A 20,925-nucleotide genomic window follows, 5' to 3' on the forward strand; every position below is an offset into this window, starting at 1 on the left:
AATAATTAGCCAGCTGGGCCCCAACGGACGCCAGTGCTTTGAAACAAATTTCGATATTTAAGGAACAACCCATGGAAACCGTGGCAAAACCGTGGCCCGCGTTATGGGCGCTCGTTCTGGGATTCTTCATGATCCTGGTGGATTCAACCATCGTCTCGGTGGCCAACCCCAGGATCATGGAGGGCTTGAACACTGACATCAACTCAGTCATCTGGGTCACCAGCGCCTACCTTCTGGCGTACGCGGTACCGCTCCTGGTAACAGGGCGATTGGGAGATAAATATGGTCCCAAAAACCTCTACCTCGTGGGTCTGACGGTCTTTACGCTCGCCTCACTGTGGTGCGGACTTTCCGGAGACATTGGCACATTGATCCTGGCCCGTGTGGTCCAGGGCCTCGGTGCAGCGATGATGACCCCGCAGACCATGGCTGTCATCACCCGCATCTTCCCCCCTGACAAACGCGGTGCCGCCATGGGGCTGTGGGGTGCTACAGCCGGAGTCGCTATGCTGGTGGGCCCCATCCTGGGTGGCGTTCTTGTTGATGGGTTTGGCTGGGAATGGATCTTCTTCGTTAACGTCCCTGTGGGTATCATTGCGTTCGCAATGGCCTGGCGCTTGGTGCCTAAGCTGCAAACCCATGACCACACTTTTGACATGCTGGGCGTGCTGCTGAGCTCAGTTGGTCTGCTCCTGCTGGTCTTTGGCATCCAGGAAGGAGCCACTTACAACTGGGGCACCATCAAGGGCCCGCTCAGTGTCTGGAGCCTTATCATCGCAGGGATCGTCTTCCTGATTGCTTTTGTCTGCTGGCAGGCCATCAATAAGGGTGAGTCACTGGTTCCGCTGCACTTGTTCAAGGTACGTAATTTCTCTCTCGCTAACATTGCCATCACCTCCATGGGCTTCAGTGTGACGGCCATGAGTCTGCCGTTGTTCTTTTATTACCAGCTGGTCCGGGGCATGAGCCCAACGCAGTCCGCACTCATGATGGTGCCCATGGCTTTGCTCTCGGGTATCTTGGCCCCGTTTGTGGGCAAGCTTATAGACACCGTCAACCCACGCTATGTGGCCTTCGCCGGTTTCATTCTGATGTCTATCTCGCTGGCCTGGACGGCGTCCCTGATGACCCCGAACACGCCTATCTGGCTGTTCCTGCTGCCAAGCGGGTTGTTGGGCATTGCCAGCTCCGGCATTTGGGCTCCGTTATCCACCACGGCCACTCGCAACCTGGGGCCCCGTGAGGCTGGGGCTGGGGCTGGGGTGTACAACACCACGCGGCAGATCGGCTCCGTGTTGGGAAGCGCGGCCATTGCAGCATTGATCTCGGCCCGTCTGGCGGTTGAAATGCCCGCCGGTGCGGGTGGGGGAATGGGAGGGGAATCAGGGCCGTTGCCGGAATCTTTGCAAGCTGGGTTCTCTGCCGCCATGAGCCAATCAATTCTGCTGCCAGCGGCCGCTGTACTGCTAGGTGCGGCTGTGGTCATCTTCTTCGCCAAACCCCGTGAAGTTTCGGCTATTTATGCCGAGTTTGACCACTCTCCAGAGAAATCCGGGTCAGTAGACCAGCCACACTAAAACCCACGGCCACGGCCAGGGAATGAGCCGCAGCGTTATTGATGTCTGCCCGCCACTGCACTATCAATCCAGCAGAGAGTGCTTCGTGGGCGGCAATGCTAGTGGCCAGGTGTCCCAGTCCCTGGCGGCGGGAGTCCGGGGCCACCAGTGTGCCCAGCTGAGCCAGCAACCCTTGATACTCGGTGTAGGCGCTACAGGCGAGAGGGCCGGCGTCGGGCGTTCCTGACTCCATGACCGTGAACTTGTGCTCTCTGCTGGAGAGCGCCACATCGTTGACGTCATCTGGCGGGCACAGTGATTCAAGCGCCGCAGATTCAAGCTCCCCGGTGGAAACGTGGACGGTGTGTGCAGGCTGGTGTAAGTCCAGCTCATCCGCGTAATAGAGGGCCTGCGTGCCCAGACCCCGGCCGCCGCTATGTCTGGTCAGCCGCAGCATGGTGGAGTGATCGCTGAGCTCATCGTCACTGTAGGCGGCCGCAGCGGCCAACAAATGCGCAGGACCCCTGAGGACTGACTGGTCCCAGAGCCGCAGGAATGTTAGTTCGGGCCCGTCGACGGCGCGGGTGAGCCTGCCGTCCCTGCGCTCCGACAAGAGCGAATCGACAGGCAGCCCGAGGCCCCGTTCCCAGGCAAGGAAAACTATGGGCGCTGAACTTGAATCGAAGGTCATGGTTCAACGTTAACGCCCCGCGAGAGTGAATGTAGAGCGAATGCTGCGGGCTGGCTAACACTCGAGTGTGGCCCAACTCACAAGACGCGCGGTTTTAGGGTGGAGCCATGCGCAACTGAGCCGGAAAGTAGGGTGTTTACCACTCGCGTTTTAGGGAGCGTGATCTCCCTGCGATAGCTGTGCACAATGTGCCTACTATCAACTCTCTGGGGGAGTGAACTGCTCCCCGAAAGTTGTACTGAACAATTCAGTTCCTTACTTTGGGGCGCAGTTCAGCTGCGGCACATTTTTGGTTCCACACTAGGATCGGTCAGCCGAAGAGGATGGCCGCCTCGTCATAGCGGTGCTGCGGAACCGTCTTCAGGTTCCCCAACGCGGCCTCGAAGGGCACGTGCTCAATCTCGGTGCCCTTGAGCGCCACCATGGTGCCCCAGCGGGCTTCCACAACAGAGTCCACGGCAGCCATGCCCAACCGGGTAGCCAGAACGCGGTCAAAGCTAGAAGGAACGCCGCCACGTTGAATGTGGCCCAAGATAGTGGCGCGAGTTTCAATCCCCGTGCGGGCTTCGATCTCGGGGGCGAGCTGTTCACTGATGCCGCCCAGGCGGGGACGGCCAAAGGTGTCCAAGCCCCGCTCGGAGTGGGCGGAGTCCTGATGGTCCGGAACAAAGCCTTCCGCCACCACTACCAAGGGTGCACGGCCACGTTCGTGCGCTTCCTTCACCCATTCAACAATCTGGTCCATGCTGGTGTTCTGCTCCGGGATCAGCACAGCGTGCGCTCCCGTGGCCATGCCGGCATGAAGGGCGATCCAGCCAACGTGGCGGCCCATGACCTCTGCGATCATGCAGCGGTGGTGGGATTCGCCCGTGGTGCGCAGACGGTCAATGGCCTCCGTGGCAATCTGCACGGCAGTATCGAAACCAAAGGTGTAGTCCGTGGCGTCCAGGTCATTATCAACAGTCTTAGGTACACCGACGATCTTGAGCCCAGCATCGGTCAACCGGCGGGCGGCAGCAAGCGTACCTTCGCCACCAATGGCGATGAGTGCGTCAACACCGAGACGTTCCATGTGGGCTTTGATGACTTCGGGGCCACCGTTGCCTTCAAAAGGGTTGGTGCGGGAGGTGCCCAAAATGGTACCGCCCTGCTTGGATATGCCGCGCACCATCTGACGGGGAAGGTCCATGACGTCGCCTTCAACCACTCCGCGCCAGCCATCACGGAAACCAACAAATTCATGTCCGTAGCTCTTGATGCCCTTGAGCACGATTCCGCGGATCACAGCATTCAGGCCAGGGCAGTCTCCGCCGCTGGTGAGAATTCCAATCTTCATGAGTAATAAAGTCCTTTGAGGGATGGATTCAATGGGGTTTTTGAGCGCACCATTGAGCTCCTCTGTAGATCATTCTAGACGCTCATGTGATCCCGGCAACTTCAGGCCCAATCAGTGGACGCCACGCTGCTTCTTCATCCTGGTGAACAAATTGATTGCGCCGCCGGCCACCATGGCCACGCCGGCACCCAGCAGCAGCCACATGGCCGTAAGTCCCGGGTCCAAATTCAGGTGCAGTTGGGTGCTGAGAATCAGCAAAATCCCAAGGACAAGTACGACGGCGCCAAACACGATCGTTCCCACGCGGGCCGGGTGCCGCCCGGCTTGTGGGACGGTGGGCAAGTCAGCTGTGGCAGCGGTTTTTGAGCTGTTCTTCGGTTCGGTACTGCTTGCGTGTGCACGGGCGGGGGCCTGTTCTGATAGGGGCAGTGGCGTGGAGAAGTACCCGGCAGGGGGCGGTGAGACGGTGTTGGCTGTGCCCTCGGGGCTCTGGGGCGGTTCTATGGGATGGGACATGGTATTCTCCGCGATTTCTCTCAAGGGACCCTGTGTGAGGTTCTGCTGGTTTCTGTCCGGGTGATTCATGGTGTTGGAACCACGTGGATCTCAATGTTGGAGGCTACGCCTTCCAACGTGATTGCGAGCCCGTAGCCTGTAGCGTCCAGGTTGATGTTGCTCGTGGTGTCTTTCACCAAGCCACTGCCAGTTGTTTTGCCGTCCACGGTCACAGCCGCTGCAGCCAGTTCACTCTTCACACTGACGGGGATATTCTCCGGCACCAGGATGGTGACGTTGGATGCCACCAAACTCAGGGGTATCCGGACATTCTCCGTCAGGGGTGAGTCACCGCCGGGCTTGGCCGCTCCATTCCCGGCCGCTCTATTCCCGGCGGGGACAATCCCGGTCAGGTCAATGGTGCCGTTGCCCATCAGGACAGTGCGGCCAGTTTGCGCGGCACTGATGGTGGCGGGAGACCAGTCGGCATTGCTGAATGAGGCGATGTTTGGCTGGGGCAAACTCAACGCCCCGGCCACTACCAAAGCAATGACAGCGAACGTGCCGAGTCCGCCCGCAGTGCGGCCGGCAATCCCAGCCACCACAATGCCCACGCCCGCCACAATGGCTGCTGCAGCCACGATGATGGCGCGGGGGTGCGTCCCCAAATCGATGACGTTGCTCGCGTTCAACAGCAGGAGTGCAGCCACCACCACCGCGGCAAGGCCCAGCACCAGCAAGCTGCTGGCAAAGCCGAGCCGGGGCGTCTTCTTGGCAGGGGGCTTGGTTGCCTGTTGGCCTTGGCGCTTCACGTACTCGTCGGCGCGCGGGGTGAACGTGCGGGCATAAACATCTGTGGGCTGAGGTTGGGGCGCCGCAGAGCTTGGCCACGCTTGCCCGTACCAGGGTTGGCTGGCATTGCTGCCCCGCTCGTCCCTGCCACGGTAGGAAAACCAGTAGATAGCCCACACGATGCCGCCGATCCAAATGATCGGCCAGAAGAACCAGCCGCTGTTGCTGTCTTGGAACGTCCCGCCTCCGGAGCCGCCCAGCCCCAATAGTGTGGCTGCGGCGGCTCCTGTCATTCCGGCCGACCAGTGGCCTCGGCCCACCTCCTGAACATGGATGCGACCGTCCGGTTCGGGCAACAACGCCCACGCCACACCGTAGGCGAGCAGCCCGATGCCGAAGAACAGGGTCAGCACAACGGCAAGGCCACGCACGATCACGGGGTCGATGCCCCACTTGTCGGCTAGCCCGCTGCACACGCCACCCATCCAGCGGTTGGGCCCGCGCCGGATGCCCAGGCCGCGGATCCATTGGAAGAATCTGGCCGAATCGGGGTGAGGCAGCGGGGGAGGGGCAGCGTGGCCAGATGGCTGCTCTGGGGAGTGCTCCGGACTGTCCTGGGAAGTATTCATGCTTCAATCCTGCCCTCTGCGGGGTCGCGGCAACATGAGGTGTCACCCTGAAAGAACCCTGAGGTATCCCCGAGAAACACTGCGGCAGTCCCCGGGCCGTGCTTGGATTACTGCATGAGCGTAAAGATGTACCGCACACAGGCCCGTGTAGTTGCCGGAGTTTGTGGCGGCCTGGCCGTGCACCTTGGCTGGAATGTACGGATGGTGCGGGGCATCATGATCGGTGCCAGTTTCTTCTTTGGCGCCGGGATTGTCTTCTATGGGTGGTTGTGGCTACTGGTTCCTTTGGAAGGCGACGCCCCAGAGCAAGGCGGCAGGCTATTGGACGCTGACGGTAACCCACGGCTGGCGTTGTTCCGTCCCGCGCCCGAAGCGTTTGAGAAGGATAACTCTGGCAACAGCAACCCGGCCCGCAAACCGGTTCCCTTGGGGTTTAGGGAGGTGGCAATCGGGGGAGCACTGGTCATTGCGGCATTCATCATCTTCGGGCAGCAACAAGGCTGGGATTTGCGTCTGGGCACTTTGATCCCGCTCCTGGTCATTGTTTTGGGCGCAGTGTTGGCGTGGATGCAATTGGATGACACCCGCCGTGTGGGATTGCTCAGCGCAACTAAAATGAACACGCCCATTGCCATGCTGCGTCTCGGTGGGGGGCTGGCCCTTGTTATTACCGGGCTGCTCGTCATTGTTGCCGGGTCCGGCTCATGGACGTTGCTGTGGTCCTCAGTGGTGGCCTCTTTGGCTGTCCTTGCAGGAGTGGGGCTCGTCCTGGCTCCGTGGGCCTTGAAGTTCTGGAGTGAATTCCAGAGCGAAAGGGCCGGGCACATCAAGGAGAGCGCGCGGGCCGAAATTGCGGCCCACCTGCACGACTCAGTGCTGCAAACGTTGGCCCTGATCCAGAAAAGTGCCCACTCGCCGACTGATGTGACACGGCTGGCCCGTGCCCAAGAGCGCGAACTGCGAGAGTGGATTTATCAGGACAGCACCCATAAGTCCGGGGCCTTGGTGGAGCGCATCAAGTCGGTCTGTGCTGAGGCTGAGGATATTTACGGGCAGGCAGTGGAAGTGGTGGCCGTGGGAGACACCGAGTTGACGGAGCGTGGTAACGCACTGGTGCAGGCGGTTCGAGAAGCCGTTTTGAACGGTGTCCGGCACGGTGGGACGGCAGTGTCTGTGTATGTGGAAGCAACGGCAAAGGGCGTTGATGTGTTTGTGAAGGACAGAGGGGCGGGCTTTGATGTGCGGACGGTTGCCGCAGACAGGCTGGGAGTCCGGGAGTCCGTCGTCGGGCGCATGCAACGCAACGGTGGGACGGCTGAGATCATTAGCTCGGTGGAAGGCACCGAAGTACGGTTGCACCTGCCCTATGAAGCAACTGCCACGGAGGAAGCCAAATGACTATGCCGGCAACACCCATTACGGTCGTGATTGTGGATGATCACGCCATTTTTCGCTCCGGATTGAAGGCCGATCTGGACCGGGACATCCTCATTTTGGCTGAGGCCGCCACAGTCGAGGAGGCGATTGCAGCAGTGACCCACCACCAGCCGGATGTGGTCCTGCTCGATGTGCACCTGCCGGGTGGACGGGGCCAGGGCGGGCGGGAAGTCATTGCTGGCTGCACGTCGCTGCTGGCCGGCACCAAGTTCCTGGCGCTGAGCGTCTCGGATTCGGCCGAAGACGTGGTTTCCGTCATCAGGTCCGGTGCGCGCGGTTATGTTACGAAATCAATTTCCGGCGCCGAAATTTCTGATGCGGTGCGGCGCGTGGCTGGCGGTGACGCAGTATTTTCACCCCGGCTGGCCGGCTTTGTGCTCGACGCCTTTGGCACAGCCGAGGTGGCCGTGGAGGACGAGCTGGACAAACTTTCCGCACGCGAGTTGGAAGTCATGCGTTTGATTGCCCGCGGCTACTCATATAAGGAAGTGGCGAAGGCTTTGTTCATCTCCATCAAGACCGTGGAGTCCCACGTTTCGGCCGTACTGCGTAAGCTGCAGCTCTCCTCACGCCATGAGCTGACCCGCTGGGCCGCAGACCGCCGCCTGCTCTAACAACCCAAAAGCGCGCCCGCCTCCCACATCCGCGCCCGGTCTACGGGGCGCATAAGTGGGAGGCGGGCGCGCTTTTGCCGCCAGCCAGAGGCAGAGTGGCTTAGGGCTTGGCTGAGCCCAGGAACTCCTGCAGGCGTCGAACGCCGGTTGCGAGATCGTCGTCACCCAGGGCGTAGGACAAACGCATGAAGCCGCTGGGTCCAAAGGCTTCACCGGGAACCACGGCAACTTCGGCCTTGTCCAGGATCAGTGCGGCCAGTTCAGCCGAGGTGGCGGGCCGGATGCCACCAATTTCACGGCCCAGCAGTCCGCGGACGTCTGGGTAGGCGTAGAAGGCGCCCGTGGGGGTGGGGCATTCCACACCGTCGATCGCATTCAACGCGGCCACCATAGCCTTGCGGCGGCGGTCGAAGGCAACCTTCATTTCATCCACTGCGGTCAACGGGCCAGAGACTGCTGCCAAGGCGGCCATCTGGGAGACATTGGCCACGTTGGAGGTGGCGTGCGATTGCATGTTGGTGGCCGCCTTCGTCACGTCCAGGGGCGCGATCATCCAGCCAACGCGCCAACCCGTCATGGCATAAGTCTTGGCAACACCATTGAGAATCACCACTTTGTCGCCCAACTCCGGGACAGCCGTGGCAATCGAGGTGAATGGAACACCGTCGTAGGTCAGGTGTTCATAGATCTCATCAGTGATGACCCAGAGGCCCTTGGACGCGGCCCAAAGACCGATCTCTCGGGTCTGTTCTGCCGAGTAAACGGCACCTGTGGGGTTGGAGGGCGAAACAAACAGCAGCACCTTGGTGCGCGGCGTCAAGGCGGCCTCAAGCTGATCCACCGTGACAAGGTAGCCCTGCTCCGGGCCAGCGAAAACCTCCACAGGAACACCGCCAGCCAGGCGAATGGCTTCAGGGTAGGTGGTCCAGAACGGGGTGGGGATAATGACCTCATCACCCGGGTCAAGCAGGGTGGCAAAGGACTCATAAACTGCCTGCTTGCCACCATTTGTTACGAGCACCTGGGCCGGATCCACCGCGTAGCCTGAATCGCGCAGCGTCTTTGCGGCAATGGCACTGCGCAGTTCCGGGAGCCCTGCAGCCGGGGAATAGCGGTGGAATTTAGGCTGGCGAGCGGCAGCAACCGCCGCCTCAACAATGTAATCCGGTGTTGGAAAGTCGGGCTCCCCAGCACCAAAGCCGATGACGGGGCGCCCGGCGGCCTTTAGGGCCTTGGCTTTGGCGTCGACAGCCAGGGTAGCGGATTCCGCAATTGCGGCGATCCTTGCGGAGATACGGCGTGCGGAGGCTTGATCAGCGCTCAATTCGGCAGACATCAGCATTCTTTCTTCGGTGGGAGGCCCAAAATATAAACTTCGTCAGTGACTACTTTAGGCGTAAGGCGTCACCAGTTCGACGTAGGCGCCTAAGAATGCGTAGAATAAGTAACTGGTGTTCAACTCCATGATGTTTCACGCCTTGGTGCCGGTTTGGAAAAGACGGGCGCAAGACTGTAAGTTATTCATGGCGTTCAACGCTGAAGGGATTTTTGCTGCAGAAGCCTGTGAGGGCTCACTGTTGTGAACAATCAAAGGGTAGTGGCGCAATTGGTAGCGCAGCGGTCTCCAAAACCGCAGGTTGCAGGTTCGAGTCCTGTCTGCCCTGCGCATGGAAATGACATAATTTGATTCGCGGCCTTGCTGTGAAATCTCGTGTCGTCTCCAGGCGAATACTAAGCATCTCGCGCGGTCCGAACCCACGGACTTGCGGGTTCCCAACAAAGCGATGAGTGAGGCACTGGTGACCGAAACTGCGGCAAGCAGCTCTAAGGGCCCTGCCAAAAAGGCTGTCAAGCCCGGTAAGCCGGGTTTTTTCGCCCGGATTGCTATCTTCCTTCGCCAAGTCATTGGTGAACTCAAGAAGGTAGTGACACCTACTCGCAAAGAGTTGATCAACATGACTGCGGTTGTGCTGGTATTCGTTGTCATCGTAATGGCTATTGTTACCGTCCTAGATCTGGGCTTCGGCCAGGCTGTGCTGTGGGTCTTTGGCGGAAACGTAAACACCGAGCAGTAAGAGGCTCAATTTGGCCGGCCCCGCTGAAATCTATCGGCATGGGTCGGTTTGAGCTATTTAAGAAACACACAAGGAAAGCAGGAAATTCGTGTCTGAGCTGGAGCCCGAGGCAACATACAGTGAGCAGGACCAGGACACTGTGGTTGCTGATGCTGCCATCAATGCCGACCTTGATGCGCCAGAAGCTGTAGAAACAGCAACTGTTGAGGCAGAAGCTGTTGATGCAGACGATGCAAGCGAGGAGCCGGCTGTAGAAGCCGAGCCCGAAGTTGACCCGGCAGAGGAATTCAAGGCCAAACTGCGCCGCCAGGAGGGTGACTGGTACGTCATTCACTCCTATGCAGGCTACGAAAACCGTGTCAAGGTCAACCTTGAATCACGCAGCCTCTCGCTGAACATGGAAGATTACATCTTCGAAATTCAGGTCCCCATGGAAGAAGTTGTGGAGATCAAGAACGCACAGCGCAAGGTTGTCAACCGCGTCCGCATTCCCGGCTATGTCCTTGTCCGCATGGACCTGACCGACGCTTCTTGGGGTGTTGTCCGCCATACCCCCGGTGTTACAGGATTTGTTGGCAACGCCCACAATCCTGTCCCGCTGCGCTTAGATGAAGTCTTCTCCATGCTTGCCCCCATCTTCGAGGAGCAGCAGGCTGAAGAGACCGGCGTTCCGCTGCGTCACAACCCGGTCGACGCCGAGATTGACTTTGAGGTTGGCGAAGCCGTCATCGTCAAGGACGGTCCGTTCGAAGGCCTGTCGGCCTCAATCTCCGAGATCAAGCCTGAAGCCTCGCAGCTTGTTGTGCTGGTTTCCATCTTCGAGCGTGAAACCCCTGTCACGCTTGCCTTCAACCAGGTCACCAAGATCTAGTTGCCCAAAGTTTCGTTCCGCGCTGGACTTGCTTAGTTCTTCACGAAACGTTCGGCCGGACGCCATTCGGCCACCCACCTGGGACGCGCTCCGTCGTCCTTGGACAAGATATTGAGAGAAGGACCCTACATTGGCTCCCAAGAAAAAGGTCACCGGCCTTATCAAGCTGCAGATCCAGGCAGGCGCCGCTAACCCGGCACCGCCCATCGGTCCGGCGCTTGGTCAGCACGGCGTCAACATCATGGAATTCTGCAAGGCGTATAACGCTGCAACGGAATCCCAGCGCGGAAATGTCATCCCCGTTGAAATCACGGTTTACGAAGACCGTTCCTTCACGTTCATCACCAAGACCCCGCCGGCTGCAGAGCTCATCAAGAAGGCTGCAGGGGTTACCAAGGGTTCAGCTACCCCGCACACCGTCAAGGTTGCCCAGCTGACCAAGGCACAGGTCAACGAGATCGCCACCCAGAAGATGGTTGACCTTAACGCAACCAGCATCGAAGGCGCAGAAAAGATCATCGCCGGTACCGCCCGTTCCATGGGTATCACTGTCGAGGCCTAAGCTTCGAACACCTGGTTTCGATTTTTCTCGAAACCGCCTAAGCATTACCCAATTCATTAAGAGCGACGCCGGATACTTCACCTTGAGTGAGTACGGCGGTCGTAGTGGCAGGGCCCGCGCGGTCCTAACGACCACAACTGCACAAGGAGAAACGCAGCATGGCAAAGCGCAGTAAAGCATATGAGGCAGCTCAGGCCAAGATCGATGCGGAGAACGTATACGCACCCTTCGACGCAATCAAGCTCGCCAAGGAGACCAACCCCTCCAAGTTCGACGCGACCGTTGAGGTTGCCTTCCGCTTGGGTGTAGACCCTCGCAAGGCTGACCAGATGATCCGTGGCACAGTCAACCTGCCGCACGGTACCGGTAAGACCGCCCGCGTTCTGGTTTTCGCAACCGGTGAGCGTGCCGAAGCAGCTATTGCTGCAGGCGCCGACTTTGTTGGTACCGACGAACTGATCGCAAAGATCCAGGGCGGCTGGACCGATTTCGACGCAGCTGTTGCAACACCTGACCTCATGGGTAAGGTTGGCCGTTTGGGTAAGGTTTTGGGTCCCCGTAACCTCATGCCTAACCCCAAGACCGGCACCGTCACCAACGACGTCGCCAAGGCTGTTAATGACATCAAGGGTGGAAAGATCGACTTCCGCGTCGACAAGCACTCCAACCTGCACTTCATCATCGGCAAGGTGTCCTTCGACGCCGTCAAGCTGGCTGAGAACTACGCAGCAGCACTGGAAGAGGTGCTTCGTTTGAAGCCGTCCGCTTCCAAGGGCCGCTACCTGCAGAAGGCCACTGTCTCCACGACGTTCGGCCCCGGCATCCCCGTTGATCCGGCAGCAACCAAGGTGATTGTTGAAGCCTAGGCTTCAGTAGCTTCCTTTGATATTCCCTAAGAAGGGGCTGACGCGGCATAACGCTGCGTCAGCCCCTTCTTGTTTCCAAGCTGGTACGTTAGCAATACCACCTACAACGCAGGGGAGTGCGAACGCATGCAATTGAGCATCCGTCGGGCAAGAGCAAGCGACGCCGAAGCCTTGGCTGCACTGGCGGCCCTCACTTTTCCCCTAGCGTGCCCGCCCGAGACACCAGCAACGGAAATTGCGGCGTTCATAGAAGAACATCTGAGCCCCAAAAATTTCCGGGCCTACCTTGCCGATCCTTGCAGGGTGCTCTTTACGGCGCAGGACCAATCTCCTCAGGACCAATCCCCGCATGGCCAAGAGCTGGCAACAGTGCCGCGACTGCTTGCCTACACCATGGTCGTTGATGCCCCGCCCGCCGCAGCAGATGTGGCGGCCCTCATCACGGAGCCTGGGGCCGTGGAGTTCAGTAAGTGTTACGCACACCCGGATACCCACGGGAGTGGGGTTGCCAGCGCCATCATGAGCGCAACCCTGCAATGGATTGGGGTCCAGGGCCAGCGGCCAACCTGGCTCGGGGTCAACAGCAAGAATGTGCGGGCACAGGCGTTTTATCGAAAGCACGGGTTCGCCGTTGTCGGCACCAGGAGTTTTCAGTTGAGGTCAAGGGCCGAGCATGACTTTGTCATGGTCCGGTCGAGCTGAAAGAAAGTGACAGGTAAATTTGCCATGACTGAAGCTACAGTCGAACAATTGCGTATCCCCGAGAGCCTTGAATCCGGGGCTGCCGATTTCTTAGAAGCCGTGGAAGTCTCTCGGCAGGTCCGCATTAGTACGTGGGGTAACGATCTTTTAGCCTATACGCCGCAGGAACTCTTCGCCCTGTGCCACGACCCCTACGAATGGTATGTAGTTTTGGTGGCACGTCTTGGCGGCAAGATTTTGGGCCGCGCAGGCATCGCCATGCCACTTGATGACAACACCGAGCTGGCACATGTCACCTTGGATGTGCTGCCCCAAGCCGAAAAGCTAGGAATCGGGCGCAAACTTTTAGAGGCAGCGGAACTTTTTGTGCGGGGAGAGAACCGCAAGGTGGTCCTTGTTGAGACGAACCACCCAGCGGCAGATCTGGAGGCTACTGGATACAAGGGTGGGTCCATTGCGCCAGCACAGGGCAGTGGTGACTTAGCATATAAGACTCGAGAAGCCAGATTTGCCAGCCGAGCCGGCTATGCGCTCGAGCGTGTGGAGCAGTTCAACGCCTGCGCACTGCCCCTGCCGGATCAGCTACTGGCGCAGTTGGCCAGCCGCGCCGTTGACACACACCACGGCGCTTACCGGGTCCACCAATGGCTAGACGTTTGTCCCGAAGAGTGGGCGGCGGACTTTGTGCGCTTGGAAGCGAGCCTCAGTGCAGATGAGGCCGATTCCGGCATCTGGGACGTTAAGCAGCTTCGTGAGGCCGAGGAACTTTCTGTGCAAAGTGGCCGGCGCACCGTGGTCAGTGCCGCACAATGCCTCGAGACGTCGGCGCTGGTGGGATTCACCTCCATTTCCTTGCTGGGGAACCGTGATGATGTTGCGTTCCAGGACGATACGTTCGTGGAACGGTCTCATCAGGACAAAGGTGTGGGCCTGCACATGAAGGTAGCCAACATGGAACAGTTGCAAGAGCACTTTCCCGCGCTGCGCACCATCTACACGTGGAATGCGCCAGAGAACGAATACATGCTCTCCGTCAATAAAGAGATGGGCTACGTCAGTGCCGGCGTGACAGGGCAGTGGCGTAAGGATTTCACTCAGACCGACTAAGCCTTCGGCACACCGCCCCGATTTGGAATCACAGCACCCGCTCCTGTATCTTAGAAGAACCAAAGACCGTCGGTCGATGTCAATCACCCCCAGCGAAGCAAATGCAGCATGCAACTTGATGCGTTGGAATCGGGCCGTTTGCCATCCGAAAGTCCTTATATGGACGGCCAGCGCAGGTGCACAAAGCTTATGAGCAGTGTAGAACTGGGATAAAACCTATTGTTCCGCTGTGAAAAACGCCCCGTACATCTGTGCGGGGCGTTTTTATTTGCTTATTTCCTTCACAGGTTTGCAGCGGGATGGGCAAAGACCGGCAATTATTCCCGGAAGGAGTGTTATGGCAACGCCAACAAAGGTGGCTGCGGTTGCAGAAATCACGCAAGATTTCAATGACTCAACTGCAGCAGTCCTAACCGAATACCGTGGGCTCACCGTAGCTCAGCTCAAGGAGCTGCGCGTTTCTCTCGGCCAGGACACCAAGTTCTCGGTTGTAAAGAACACTCTGACTGCCATTGCGGCTAAGGAAGCTGGTGTTGACGCTTTCGAAGGTCAGCTCTCCGGCCCCACCGCCATTGCATTCATCAAGGGTGACGCTGTTGCAGCAGCAAAGAGCCTGACGGATTTTGCAAAAGCCAACAAGCAGCTGGTCATCAAGACCGGTCTCTTTGAAGGTAAAGCACTCGACGCTACCGGAGTTGCCGCACTGGCTGCTCTCGAGTCTCGTGAGCTGCAGCTGGCACGCATTGCTGCCGTACTCAAGGCTCCGATGGCCGCCGCTGTGCGCACCATCGACGCCTTGCGTCTCAAGCTCGCCGAAGGCGCTCCTGTTGAAGAGGCTCCGGCCGCTGAGGAAGCACCCGCTGCTGAAGAGGCTCCGGCCGCTGAAGAAGCTCCGGCTGCTGAAGCCGAGACCACCGAAGCATAGCGAGCCTGCGTCCTTGCCGGACGCGCCGCCTGCCAGCAGGTGTTCAACCCAAGTATTTCCCTAGATCCAACAGGGTTTAGGTTTATGGATTCGCCCCTCGCGGGCAAAACACAGAAGGAGCGCCACTCATGGCTAAGCTCACCAACGACGAGCTCATTGCAGCTTTCAAGGAACTGACCATCATCGAGCTCTCCGAGTTCGTTACCCTCTTCGAAGAGACCTTCGAAGTAACTGCCGCTGCTGTTGCAGTTGCAGGCCCCGCCGGTGGCGCAGCTGAAGAAGCCGCAGAGCAGACTGAATTCGACGTTATCCTCGAAGCAGCCGGCGACAAGAAGATCGCAGTGATCAAGGAAGTTCGCTCCATCACTTCCTTGGGTCTGAAGGAAGCCAAGGAGGTCGTTGACTCGGCTCCCAAGGCTGTTCTGGAAGGCGTCACCAAGGAAGCTGCAGAGAAGGCCAAGGAAGCTCTCGAAGCTGCCGGCGCCACGGTTACCCTCAAGTAATCACCCCGCGTTTACAAAGAACCCCCGCACCGTTTGGTGCGGGGGTTCTTTGTATCTGCGGCCTTATTCGGGTGTGGAAATATCCGCCACGGTTGCTTCGAGCGCCACAATGAGCGCGTCAGCGTCCACGAAGAGGCTGTAGCCGTGCTCTCCGGCGCCCATGGCCACTCGGCGTCCACGGATGCTTTCGTCAACGTAGACGGGCCAGGCGGTGGTGCTGCCTAAGGCAGTGATGGTGCCGCGTTCGTAGCCGGTGGCGGCGAGGGCCACCTCGGCCGGAGGCATCTGAAGCTTGTTGACACCCACCACGGAACGCAGTTTGGGCCAAGAAATTGACCTACCGCCTGGCACCAAGGCGAAGAGGAACGTCCCGTCGCTGCGCTTCAGAACCAAGGTTTTTACAATGTCCCACGGGGTGATCCCCAGGAGTTCCGCGGCCTCGCTGAGCGAATGTGCAGCGGGCCGCTGAAAGATTTCCACCACCACCCCGCGGGCGGCCGCATCAGCGGCCACCCGGGCATGCCCTATGAGCTCTCTGCTCACTACTGGTCCTTGAACAACAGGAGCGCTTCGCCCTGTCCGCCTCCGCCGCACAAGGAAACAGCCGCCTTGCCACTTCCTCGACGGTTCAGCTCCATGGCTGCGTGCAGGGCCAGACGGGCGCCGGAAGCGCCAATGGGGTGCCCCAAGGCGATGGCACCTCCATGGATATTGCACCGATCCAAAGGGAAGTCCAAATCACGCAGGGATTGGACAGCCACGGAACCAAAGGCTTCGTTGATCTCAATGAAGTCCAGGTCGCGGGTGCTCCAGCCTGCCGTGCTCAGCGCTTTGGCAATGGCGTGGGAGGGCTGGGAATGCAAGGAATTATCGGGACCGGCCACTTGACCGGGAGCGCCCACCACAGCGAGCCAGCTCAAGCCGTGTTCCTCTGCATAGGCCCGAGATGACAGGACCAGGGCGCTGGCGCCGTCGGAGAGGGGCGAGGAGTTTCCTGCCGTGATGGCGCCGTCGGCGGTAAAGGCTGGACGCAGGCCAGAAAGGGTGTCCACGGTAGTCTGCGGGCGGATGCCTTCATCCTCGCTCAGCAGCAATGGCTCACCCTTGCGCGTCGGGACTGCAACGGGAACAATCTCGTCCTTGAATACCCCGGCAGCCACCGCGGCGGCTGCGCGCTGATGGGAAGCCGCAGCCACCTCATCCTGAGCCGTCCGGCTGATGTTTAGGCGGATGTTGCCGCGCTCGGTGGAAAGGCCCATGGAGTCGTTGTCGAAGGCGTCTGTCAGGCCGTCATGGGCGGCTACATCCAGAGCCTCGATGGCGCCATAGGTCCAGCCCTGGCGCGATCCTGGCAAGATGTGGGGGGCCCTTGACATGGATTCCTGGCCGCCGGCCACAACCACCGTGGCATCCCCGCTGCGGATCATGCGAGCAGCATCGATCACAGCGGTGAGGCCGGAGAGGCAAACCTTGTTAATGGTTACGGCGGGTACGTTCCAGCCGATTCCTGCACCCACTGAACTCTGGCGTGCCGGATTTTGACCGGCACCTGCTTGGAGCACCTGGCCCATGATTACTTGGTCAATGTCTGCTGCATCAATTCCGCAGCGCGCCAGCGCCGCGGCAATGGCCTTGGCCCCCAACTCCACGGCGGTAAAAGGCGCCAACTGCCCATTGAGCCGTCCCTGCGGGGTGCGTGCTCCGGCGAGAATTACCACATCATTTGCTTGTGACACCATGGCCGCACTGCTCCTTGACCCTTGATTGCGCACGGCTCCTCGTTGAGCCGCGCAGCCCTTCCATAGAATCTAACAGCACTCATGCCAAGTAAAATTCCTTTGGGTGTCCAGAAGGGCGTTTCAGAGTAATGTTCCTGCCTAATGTGGCTGCGCGACAATGGGAGGGAAAGACCCCACTTGCGGTTTCTTGGATCTCGGGGTAGACACGCGACCCTTTAAGGGGTAGTGTAGTTCTTTGCGTATCCCTCTTAACCTTCAGCCTTCATATAGCGGTGGGCTTTGTATCGGACAAGAGTCATGGAAACACGCACCCAAAGGGCAGCATAGCTGTACTTTGATGCGTTTTCTAGGGCTACTTGGCCAGCGTTCCTCCGGGTTTGATGACCGGGAGAGAAACGGGTGAGGGTTCGTAAGAACAAGCCTGCAGGTCTGTGGAAGGATCCCTCTTGGTCGCCTCGAGCACCTCTAATGTAAATAACGCTGCAACCGCTATCGATTCAAACAGCACTGATGGTGCAAAGAGTCGCCTCTCATTCGCAAAGATTCACGAGCCGCTTGACGTGCCGAATCTGCTTGCCCTCCAGACCGAGAGCTTTGACTGGCTCGTAGGTAACGAGCGCTGGCAAGATCGCATGGCGAGCGCTGTGGATGCTGGCGATGACAGCGTGGCCGTCACCTCTGGTCTGTCCGACATCTTCGAAGAGATCTCCCCGATTGAGGACTTCCAGGGCACCATGTCCTTGTCCTTCACGGAGCCGGAGTTCTCTGACCCCAAGTTCACCGTTGACGAATGCAAGGACCGCGACGCCACGTACGCCGCACCCCTGTACGTCAAGGCCGAGTTCATGAACAACATGACCGGTGAAATCAAGCAGCAGACTGTCTTCATGGGCGATTTCCCGCTCATGACCAACAAGGGCACGTTTGTCATCAATGGCACCGAGCGTGTTGTTGTTTCCCAGCTGGTCCGTTCCCCGGGTGCTTACTTTGAGCGCACCGCGGATAAGACCAGTGACAAGGAAATCTTCACCGCCAAGATCATCCCCTCACGTGGTGCATGGTTCGAGCTGGAGATCGACAAGCGCGATCAGGTTGGTGTTCGCCTGGACCGCAAGCGCAAGCAGTCAGTCACCGTACTGCTGAAGGCGCTGGGCTGGAGCGAAGGCCAGATCCTTGAAGAGTTTGGCGAGTTCGACTCGATCCGCGCCACCTTGGAAAAGGACGCCACCACCGGCCGCGAAGATGCCTTGCTGGACATCTACCGCAAGCTGCGCCCGGGCGAGCCGCCCACAGTAGACGCAGCCGATGCACTGCTGCACAACTTGTACTTCAACCCCAAGCGCTACGATCTGGCCAAAGTTGGCCGTTACAAGATCAACCGCAAGCTGGGTATTGACCTGCCGTTGAGCAGCCCCGAAGCATCCGTGCTGAGCGTGGATGACATTGTCGCCATGATCAAGTACCTGGTTGCCTTGCACGCTGGCAACAAGACCACCAAGGGCAAGCGCGACGGCGCCGAGGTTGACTTGCGCGTTGACGTCGACGACATTGACCACTTCGGTAACCGTCGTATCCGCGCCGTTGGCGAGCTCATCGAGAACCAGGTCCGCACGGGTCTGTCTCGCATGGAGCGAGTTGTCCGCGAGCGTATGACCACTCAGGACGTCGAAGCGATCACGCCGCAGACCCTGATCAACATCCGCCCCGTCGTGGCAGCTATCAAGGAGTTCTTCGGAACGTCTCAGCTCTCACAGTTCATGGATCAGAACAACCCGCTGGCCGGTCTGACGCACAAGCGTCGTCTCTCCGCGCTGGGCCCGGGTGGTCTCTCCCGTGACCGTGCCGGCATGGAAGTTCGTGACGTTCACCCGTCGCACTACGGCCGCATGTGCCCCATTGAAACCCCTGAAGGCCCCAACATTGGTCTGATCGGTTCCTTGGCTTCCTACGGTCGCATTAACCCCTTCGGCTTCATCGAGACCCCGTACCGCCGGGTCAAGGACGGCTTCGTTTCTGACGAGGTTGACTACCTGACAGCTGATGACGAGATGGAAGTTGTTATTGCACAGGCCAACGCGCCTTTGGATACCAACAACCACTTCCTGGAAGACTCCGTTCTGGTTCGCCAGCGCGGTGGTGGCGGCGAGCCTGTCTTGATTCCGGCCGACGAGGTCGAGTACATGGACGTTTCCCCGCGCCAGATGGTGTCAGTGGCTACCGCACTGATTCCGTTCCTCGAGCACGATGACGCCAACCGCGCCCTCATGGGTGCGAACATGCAGCGTCAGGCTGTTCCGTTGGTCCGTTCCGAGGCTCCCTTCGTCGGCACCGGCATGGAGCGCGCAACCGCTGTTGACGCCGGTGACGTTGTCATCGCCAAGAAGGCCGGTGTGGTTTCGGAGGTTTCCGCCGACGTCGTTGTCATGCTGAATGACGACGGCACGGAAATCAGCTACCCGATCGCCAAGTACCAGCGTTCAAACCAGGGAACCGCTTACAACCAGCGTGTTCTGGCTTCAGAAGGCCAGCGCCTGGAAGTGGGCGGCATCATTGCCGACGGTCCGGCAACGGACATGGGTGAACTTGCCCTGGGTAAGAACCTGTTGGTTGCCTTCATGTCCTGGGAAGGTCACAACTACGAGGATGCCATCATCCTTTCGCAGCGCATTGTTGCCGAAGATGTGCTCTCCTCAATTCACATCGAAGAGCACGAGATCGATGCCCGCGACACCAAGCTCGGTGCCGAAGAGATCACTCGGGACATCCCGAACGTCTCCGAGGAAATCCTTGCCGGTCTGGACGAGCGCGGCATCATCCACATCGGTGCCGAAGTTGAAGCTGGCGACATCCTGGTTGGAAAGGTCACGCCTAAGGGCGAGACCGAGCTGACCCCGGAAGAGCGCCTGCTGCGCGCCATCTTTGGTGAGAAGAGCCGCGAAGTTCGCGACACTTCCTTGAAGGTTCCCCACGGCGAGTCCGGCACCGTCATCGGTGTGCGCGTCTTTGACCGCGATTCCGAAGATGACCTTCCTCCCGGCGTGAACCAGCTGGTTCGCGTGTACGTTGCCAACAAGCGCAAGATCACCGATGGTGACAAGCTCGCTGGCCGTCACGGTAACAAGGGTGTTATTTCCAAGATCCTTCCGATCGAAGATATGCCCTTCCTTGCCGACGGTACCCCTGTTGACATTGTCCTGAACCCCTTGGGTGTGCCAGGGCGAATGAACGTAGGACAGGTCCTGGAGATCCACCTCGGTTGGGTTGCCAAGACCGGTTGGAAGGTTGAAGGCGAGCCTGACTGGATCAAGAACCTGCCGAACCTGCCCCGCGAAAGCGGCCAGACCAAGGTTGCCACCCCGGTATTCGACGGTGCCCGTGATACTGAAATCACTGGTTTGCTCGATTCCACCAACGTCACTCGTGACGGGGAACGCCTGATCGATTCCTCCGGTAAGACCATGTTGTTCGATGGCCGCTCCGGCGAGCCGTTCCCGGACCCGGTTTCCGTGGGCTATATGTACATCCTGAAACTTCACCACCTGGTGGATGACAAGATCCATGCACGCTCCACAGGCCCGTACTCCATGATCACCCAGCAGCCCTTGGGCGGTAAGGCGCAGTTCGGTGGACAGCGCTTTGGTGAGATGGAAGTTTGGGCACTGGAAGCTTATGGTGCGGCGTACACGCTGCAGGAACTGCTGACCATCAAGAGCGATGACATCCATGGCCGCGTGAAGGTTTACGAAGCCATCGTCAAGGGCGAGAACATCCCGGAGCCCGGTATTCCGGAGTCCTTCAAGGTTCTTATCAAGGAAATGCAGTCGCTGTGCCTGAACGTGGAAGTCCTTTCCACCGACGGCGCCACGATTGAGATGCGTGACTCGGATGAAGAAGTCTTCCGGGCCGCGGAAGAGCTGGGCATCGACCTGTCACGGGCCGAGCCAAACTCTGTCGAAGAAGTGTAGCTAGGGGCCGACGGCGGCACTCACCCGCCGCCGTCGTTCCTTCCGCTTCCTCCCGTACCC

19 protein-coding genes and 1 tRNA gene are annotated in these 20,925 nt (G+C 59.2%); 13 read left to right on the forward strand and 7 right to left on the reverse strand.

The genetic code is table 11. From position 1 onward, the window contains the following. The first annotated feature begins 71 nt into the window (after positions 1–71). A complete protein-coding gene (locus CVS29_RS06530; RefSeq protein WP_110105531.1) occupies positions 72–1,577 on the forward strand; it encodes an MFS transporter in 1,506 nt (501 codons plus the stop codon). On the opposite strand, the gene CVS29_RS06535 is transcribed toward CVS29_RS06530, so the two are convergent. The 4 genes from CVS29_RS06535 to CVS29_RS06550 all read right to left on the reverse strand — a co-directional run bounded on the left by CVS29_RS06535 (position 1,516) and on the right by CVS29_RS06550 (position 5,499). Beyond that, positions 1,516–2,247, reverse strand: coding sequence for a GNAT family N-acetyltransferase (locus CVS29_RS06535; RefSeq protein ID WP_110105532.1), 732 nt, complete (start codon positions 2,245–2,247; stop codon positions 1,516–1,518). The two genes, CVS29_RS06530 and CVS29_RS06535, sit on opposite strands and share 62 nt — an antisense overlap. 310 nt (positions 2,248–2,557) lie before the next feature. After that, entirely contained in the window at positions 2,558–3,583 is a 1,026-nt protein-coding gene (locus CVS29_RS06540; RefSeq protein WP_110105533.1) for a 6-phosphofructokinase, read from the reverse strand. 111 nt (positions 3,584–3,694) lie between these two features. Next, positions 3,695–4,099 (reverse strand): hypothetical protein, encoded by a 405-nt coding sequence (locus CVS29_RS06545; RefSeq protein WP_146213006.1) that lies wholly within the window; start codon positions 4,097–4,099, stop codon positions 3,695–3,697. Positions 4,100–4,164: 65 nt separating this feature from the next. Continuing rightward, positions 4,165–5,499 carry a PspC domain-containing protein gene (locus tag CVS29_RS06550; RefSeq protein WP_110105535.1) on the reverse strand — a complete coding sequence of 445 codons (1,335 nt, stop codon included), beginning with the start codon at positions 5,497–5,499 and terminating at the stop codon, positions 4,165–4,167. Between the two features lie 114 nt (positions 5,500–5,613). On the opposite strand from CVS29_RS06550, the gene CVS29_RS06555 reads away from it, so the two are divergent. Continuing rightward, positions 5,614–6,897: an ATP-binding protein gene (locus CVS29_RS06555; protein ID WP_110105536.1), complete on the forward strand. Its 1,284-nt coding sequence runs from the start codon at positions 5,614–5,616 to the stop codon at positions 6,895–6,897. Next, positions 6,894–7,550 (forward strand): LuxR C-terminal-related transcriptional regulator, encoded by a 657-nt coding sequence (locus tag CVS29_RS06560; protein WP_110105537.1) that lies wholly within the window; start codon positions 6,894–6,896, stop codon positions 7,548–7,550. The genes CVS29_RS06555 and CVS29_RS06560 overlap by 4 nt, the downstream gene beginning before the upstream one ends. 100 nt (positions 7,551–7,650) lie before the next feature. On the opposite strand, the gene CVS29_RS06565 is transcribed toward CVS29_RS06560, so the two are convergent. Continuing rightward, complete coding sequence (locus CVS29_RS06565; protein ID WP_110105538.1) at positions 7,651–8,886, reverse strand: pyridoxal phosphate-dependent aminotransferase; 1,236 nt, start codon at positions 8,884–8,886, stop codon at positions 7,651–7,653. 255 nt (positions 8,887–9,141) lie between these two features. Here CVS29_RS06565 and CVS29_RS06570 point away from each other — a divergent pair. From CVS29_RS06570 to rplL, 9 genes are all read left to right on the forward strand, one after another. Beyond that, a tRNA-Trp gene (locus tag CVS29_RS06570) sits at positions 9,142–9,214 on the forward strand. 120 nt (positions 9,215–9,334) lie between these two features. Further along, entirely contained in the window at positions 9,335–9,625 is a 291-nt protein-coding gene (gene secE / locus CVS29_RS06575) for a preprotein translocase subunit SecE (RefSeq protein WP_110105539.1), read from the forward strand. An 88-nt stretch (positions 9,626–9,713) separates the two neighbouring features. Further along, positions 9,714–10,496, forward strand: a complete 783-nt coding sequence (gene nusG, locus CVS29_RS06580) for a transcription termination/antitermination protein NusG (RefSeq protein ID WP_110105540.1) — start codon at positions 9,714–9,716, stop codon at positions 10,494–10,496. A gap of 130 nt (positions 10,497–10,626) precedes the next feature. Further along, on the forward strand, positions 10,627–11,058 hold the full coding sequence (gene rplK, locus CVS29_RS06585; protein ID WP_110105541.1) for a 50S ribosomal protein L11: 432 nt from the start codon (positions 10,627–10,629) through the stop codon (positions 11,056–11,058). A 158-nt stretch (positions 11,059–11,216) separates the two neighbouring features. Beyond that, complete coding sequence (gene rplA, locus CVS29_RS06590) at positions 11,217–11,924, forward strand: 50S ribosomal protein L1 (protein WP_110105542.1); 708 nt, start codon at positions 11,217–11,219, stop codon at positions 11,922–11,924. 126 nt (positions 11,925–12,050) lie between these two features. Next, positions 12,051–12,626: a GNAT family N-acetyltransferase gene (locus tag CVS29_RS06595; protein ID WP_110105543.1), complete on the forward strand. Its 576-nt coding sequence runs from the start codon at positions 12,051–12,053 to the stop codon at positions 12,624–12,626. Positions 12,627–12,650: 24 nt separating this feature from the next. Next, entirely contained in the window at positions 12,651–13,733 is a 1,083-nt protein-coding gene (locus CVS29_RS06600) for a GNAT family N-acetyltransferase (protein WP_110105667.1), read from the forward strand. Between the two features lie 337 nt (positions 13,734–14,070). Continuing rightward, positions 14,071–14,658 (forward strand): 50S ribosomal protein L10, encoded by a 588-nt coding sequence (gene rplJ, locus CVS29_RS06605; protein ID WP_110105544.1) that lies wholly within the window; start codon positions 14,071–14,073, stop codon positions 14,656–14,658. A 128-nt stretch (positions 14,659–14,786) separates the two neighbouring features. Continuing rightward, positions 14,787–15,161 (forward strand): 50S ribosomal protein L7/L12, encoded by a 375-nt coding sequence (gene rplL, locus CVS29_RS06610; protein WP_110105545.1) that lies wholly within the window; start codon positions 14,787–14,789, stop codon positions 15,159–15,161. A 63-nt stretch (positions 15,162–15,224) separates the two neighbouring features. On the opposite strand, the gene CVS29_RS06615 is transcribed toward rplL, so the two are convergent. Both CVS29_RS06615 and CVS29_RS06620 read right to left on the reverse strand, forming a co-directional pair. Continuing rightward, the gene (locus CVS29_RS06615) at positions 15,225–15,704 is read right to left on the reverse strand and encodes an aminoacyl-tRNA deacylase (protein ID WP_179442479.1); all 480 of its coding nucleotides are present in this window, start codon (positions 15,702–15,704) and stop codon (positions 15,225–15,227) included. Beyond that, positions 15,704–16,900, reverse strand: a complete 1,197-nt coding sequence (locus tag CVS29_RS06620) for an acetyl-CoA C-acetyltransferase (RefSeq protein WP_110105546.1) — start codon at positions 16,898–16,900, stop codon at positions 15,704–15,706. The genes CVS29_RS06615 and CVS29_RS06620 overlap by 1 nt, the downstream gene beginning before the upstream one ends. Positions 16,901–17,346: 446 nt before the next feature. Between CVS29_RS06620 and rpoB the strand changes: the two genes are divergently transcribed. After that, positions 17,347–20,865, forward strand: a complete 3,519-nt coding sequence (gene rpoB / locus CVS29_RS06625) for a DNA-directed RNA polymerase subunit beta (protein WP_110105669.1) — start codon at positions 17,347–17,349, stop codon at positions 20,863–20,865. Positions 20,866–20,925 lie beyond the last annotated feature (60 nt).

Origin of the sequence: Arthrobacter psychrochitiniphilus (assembly GCF_003185915.1) — a bacterium.
Lineage (GTDB): Bacteria > Actinomycetota > Actinomycetes > Actinomycetales > Micrococcaceae > Specibacter > Specibacter psychrochitiniphilus.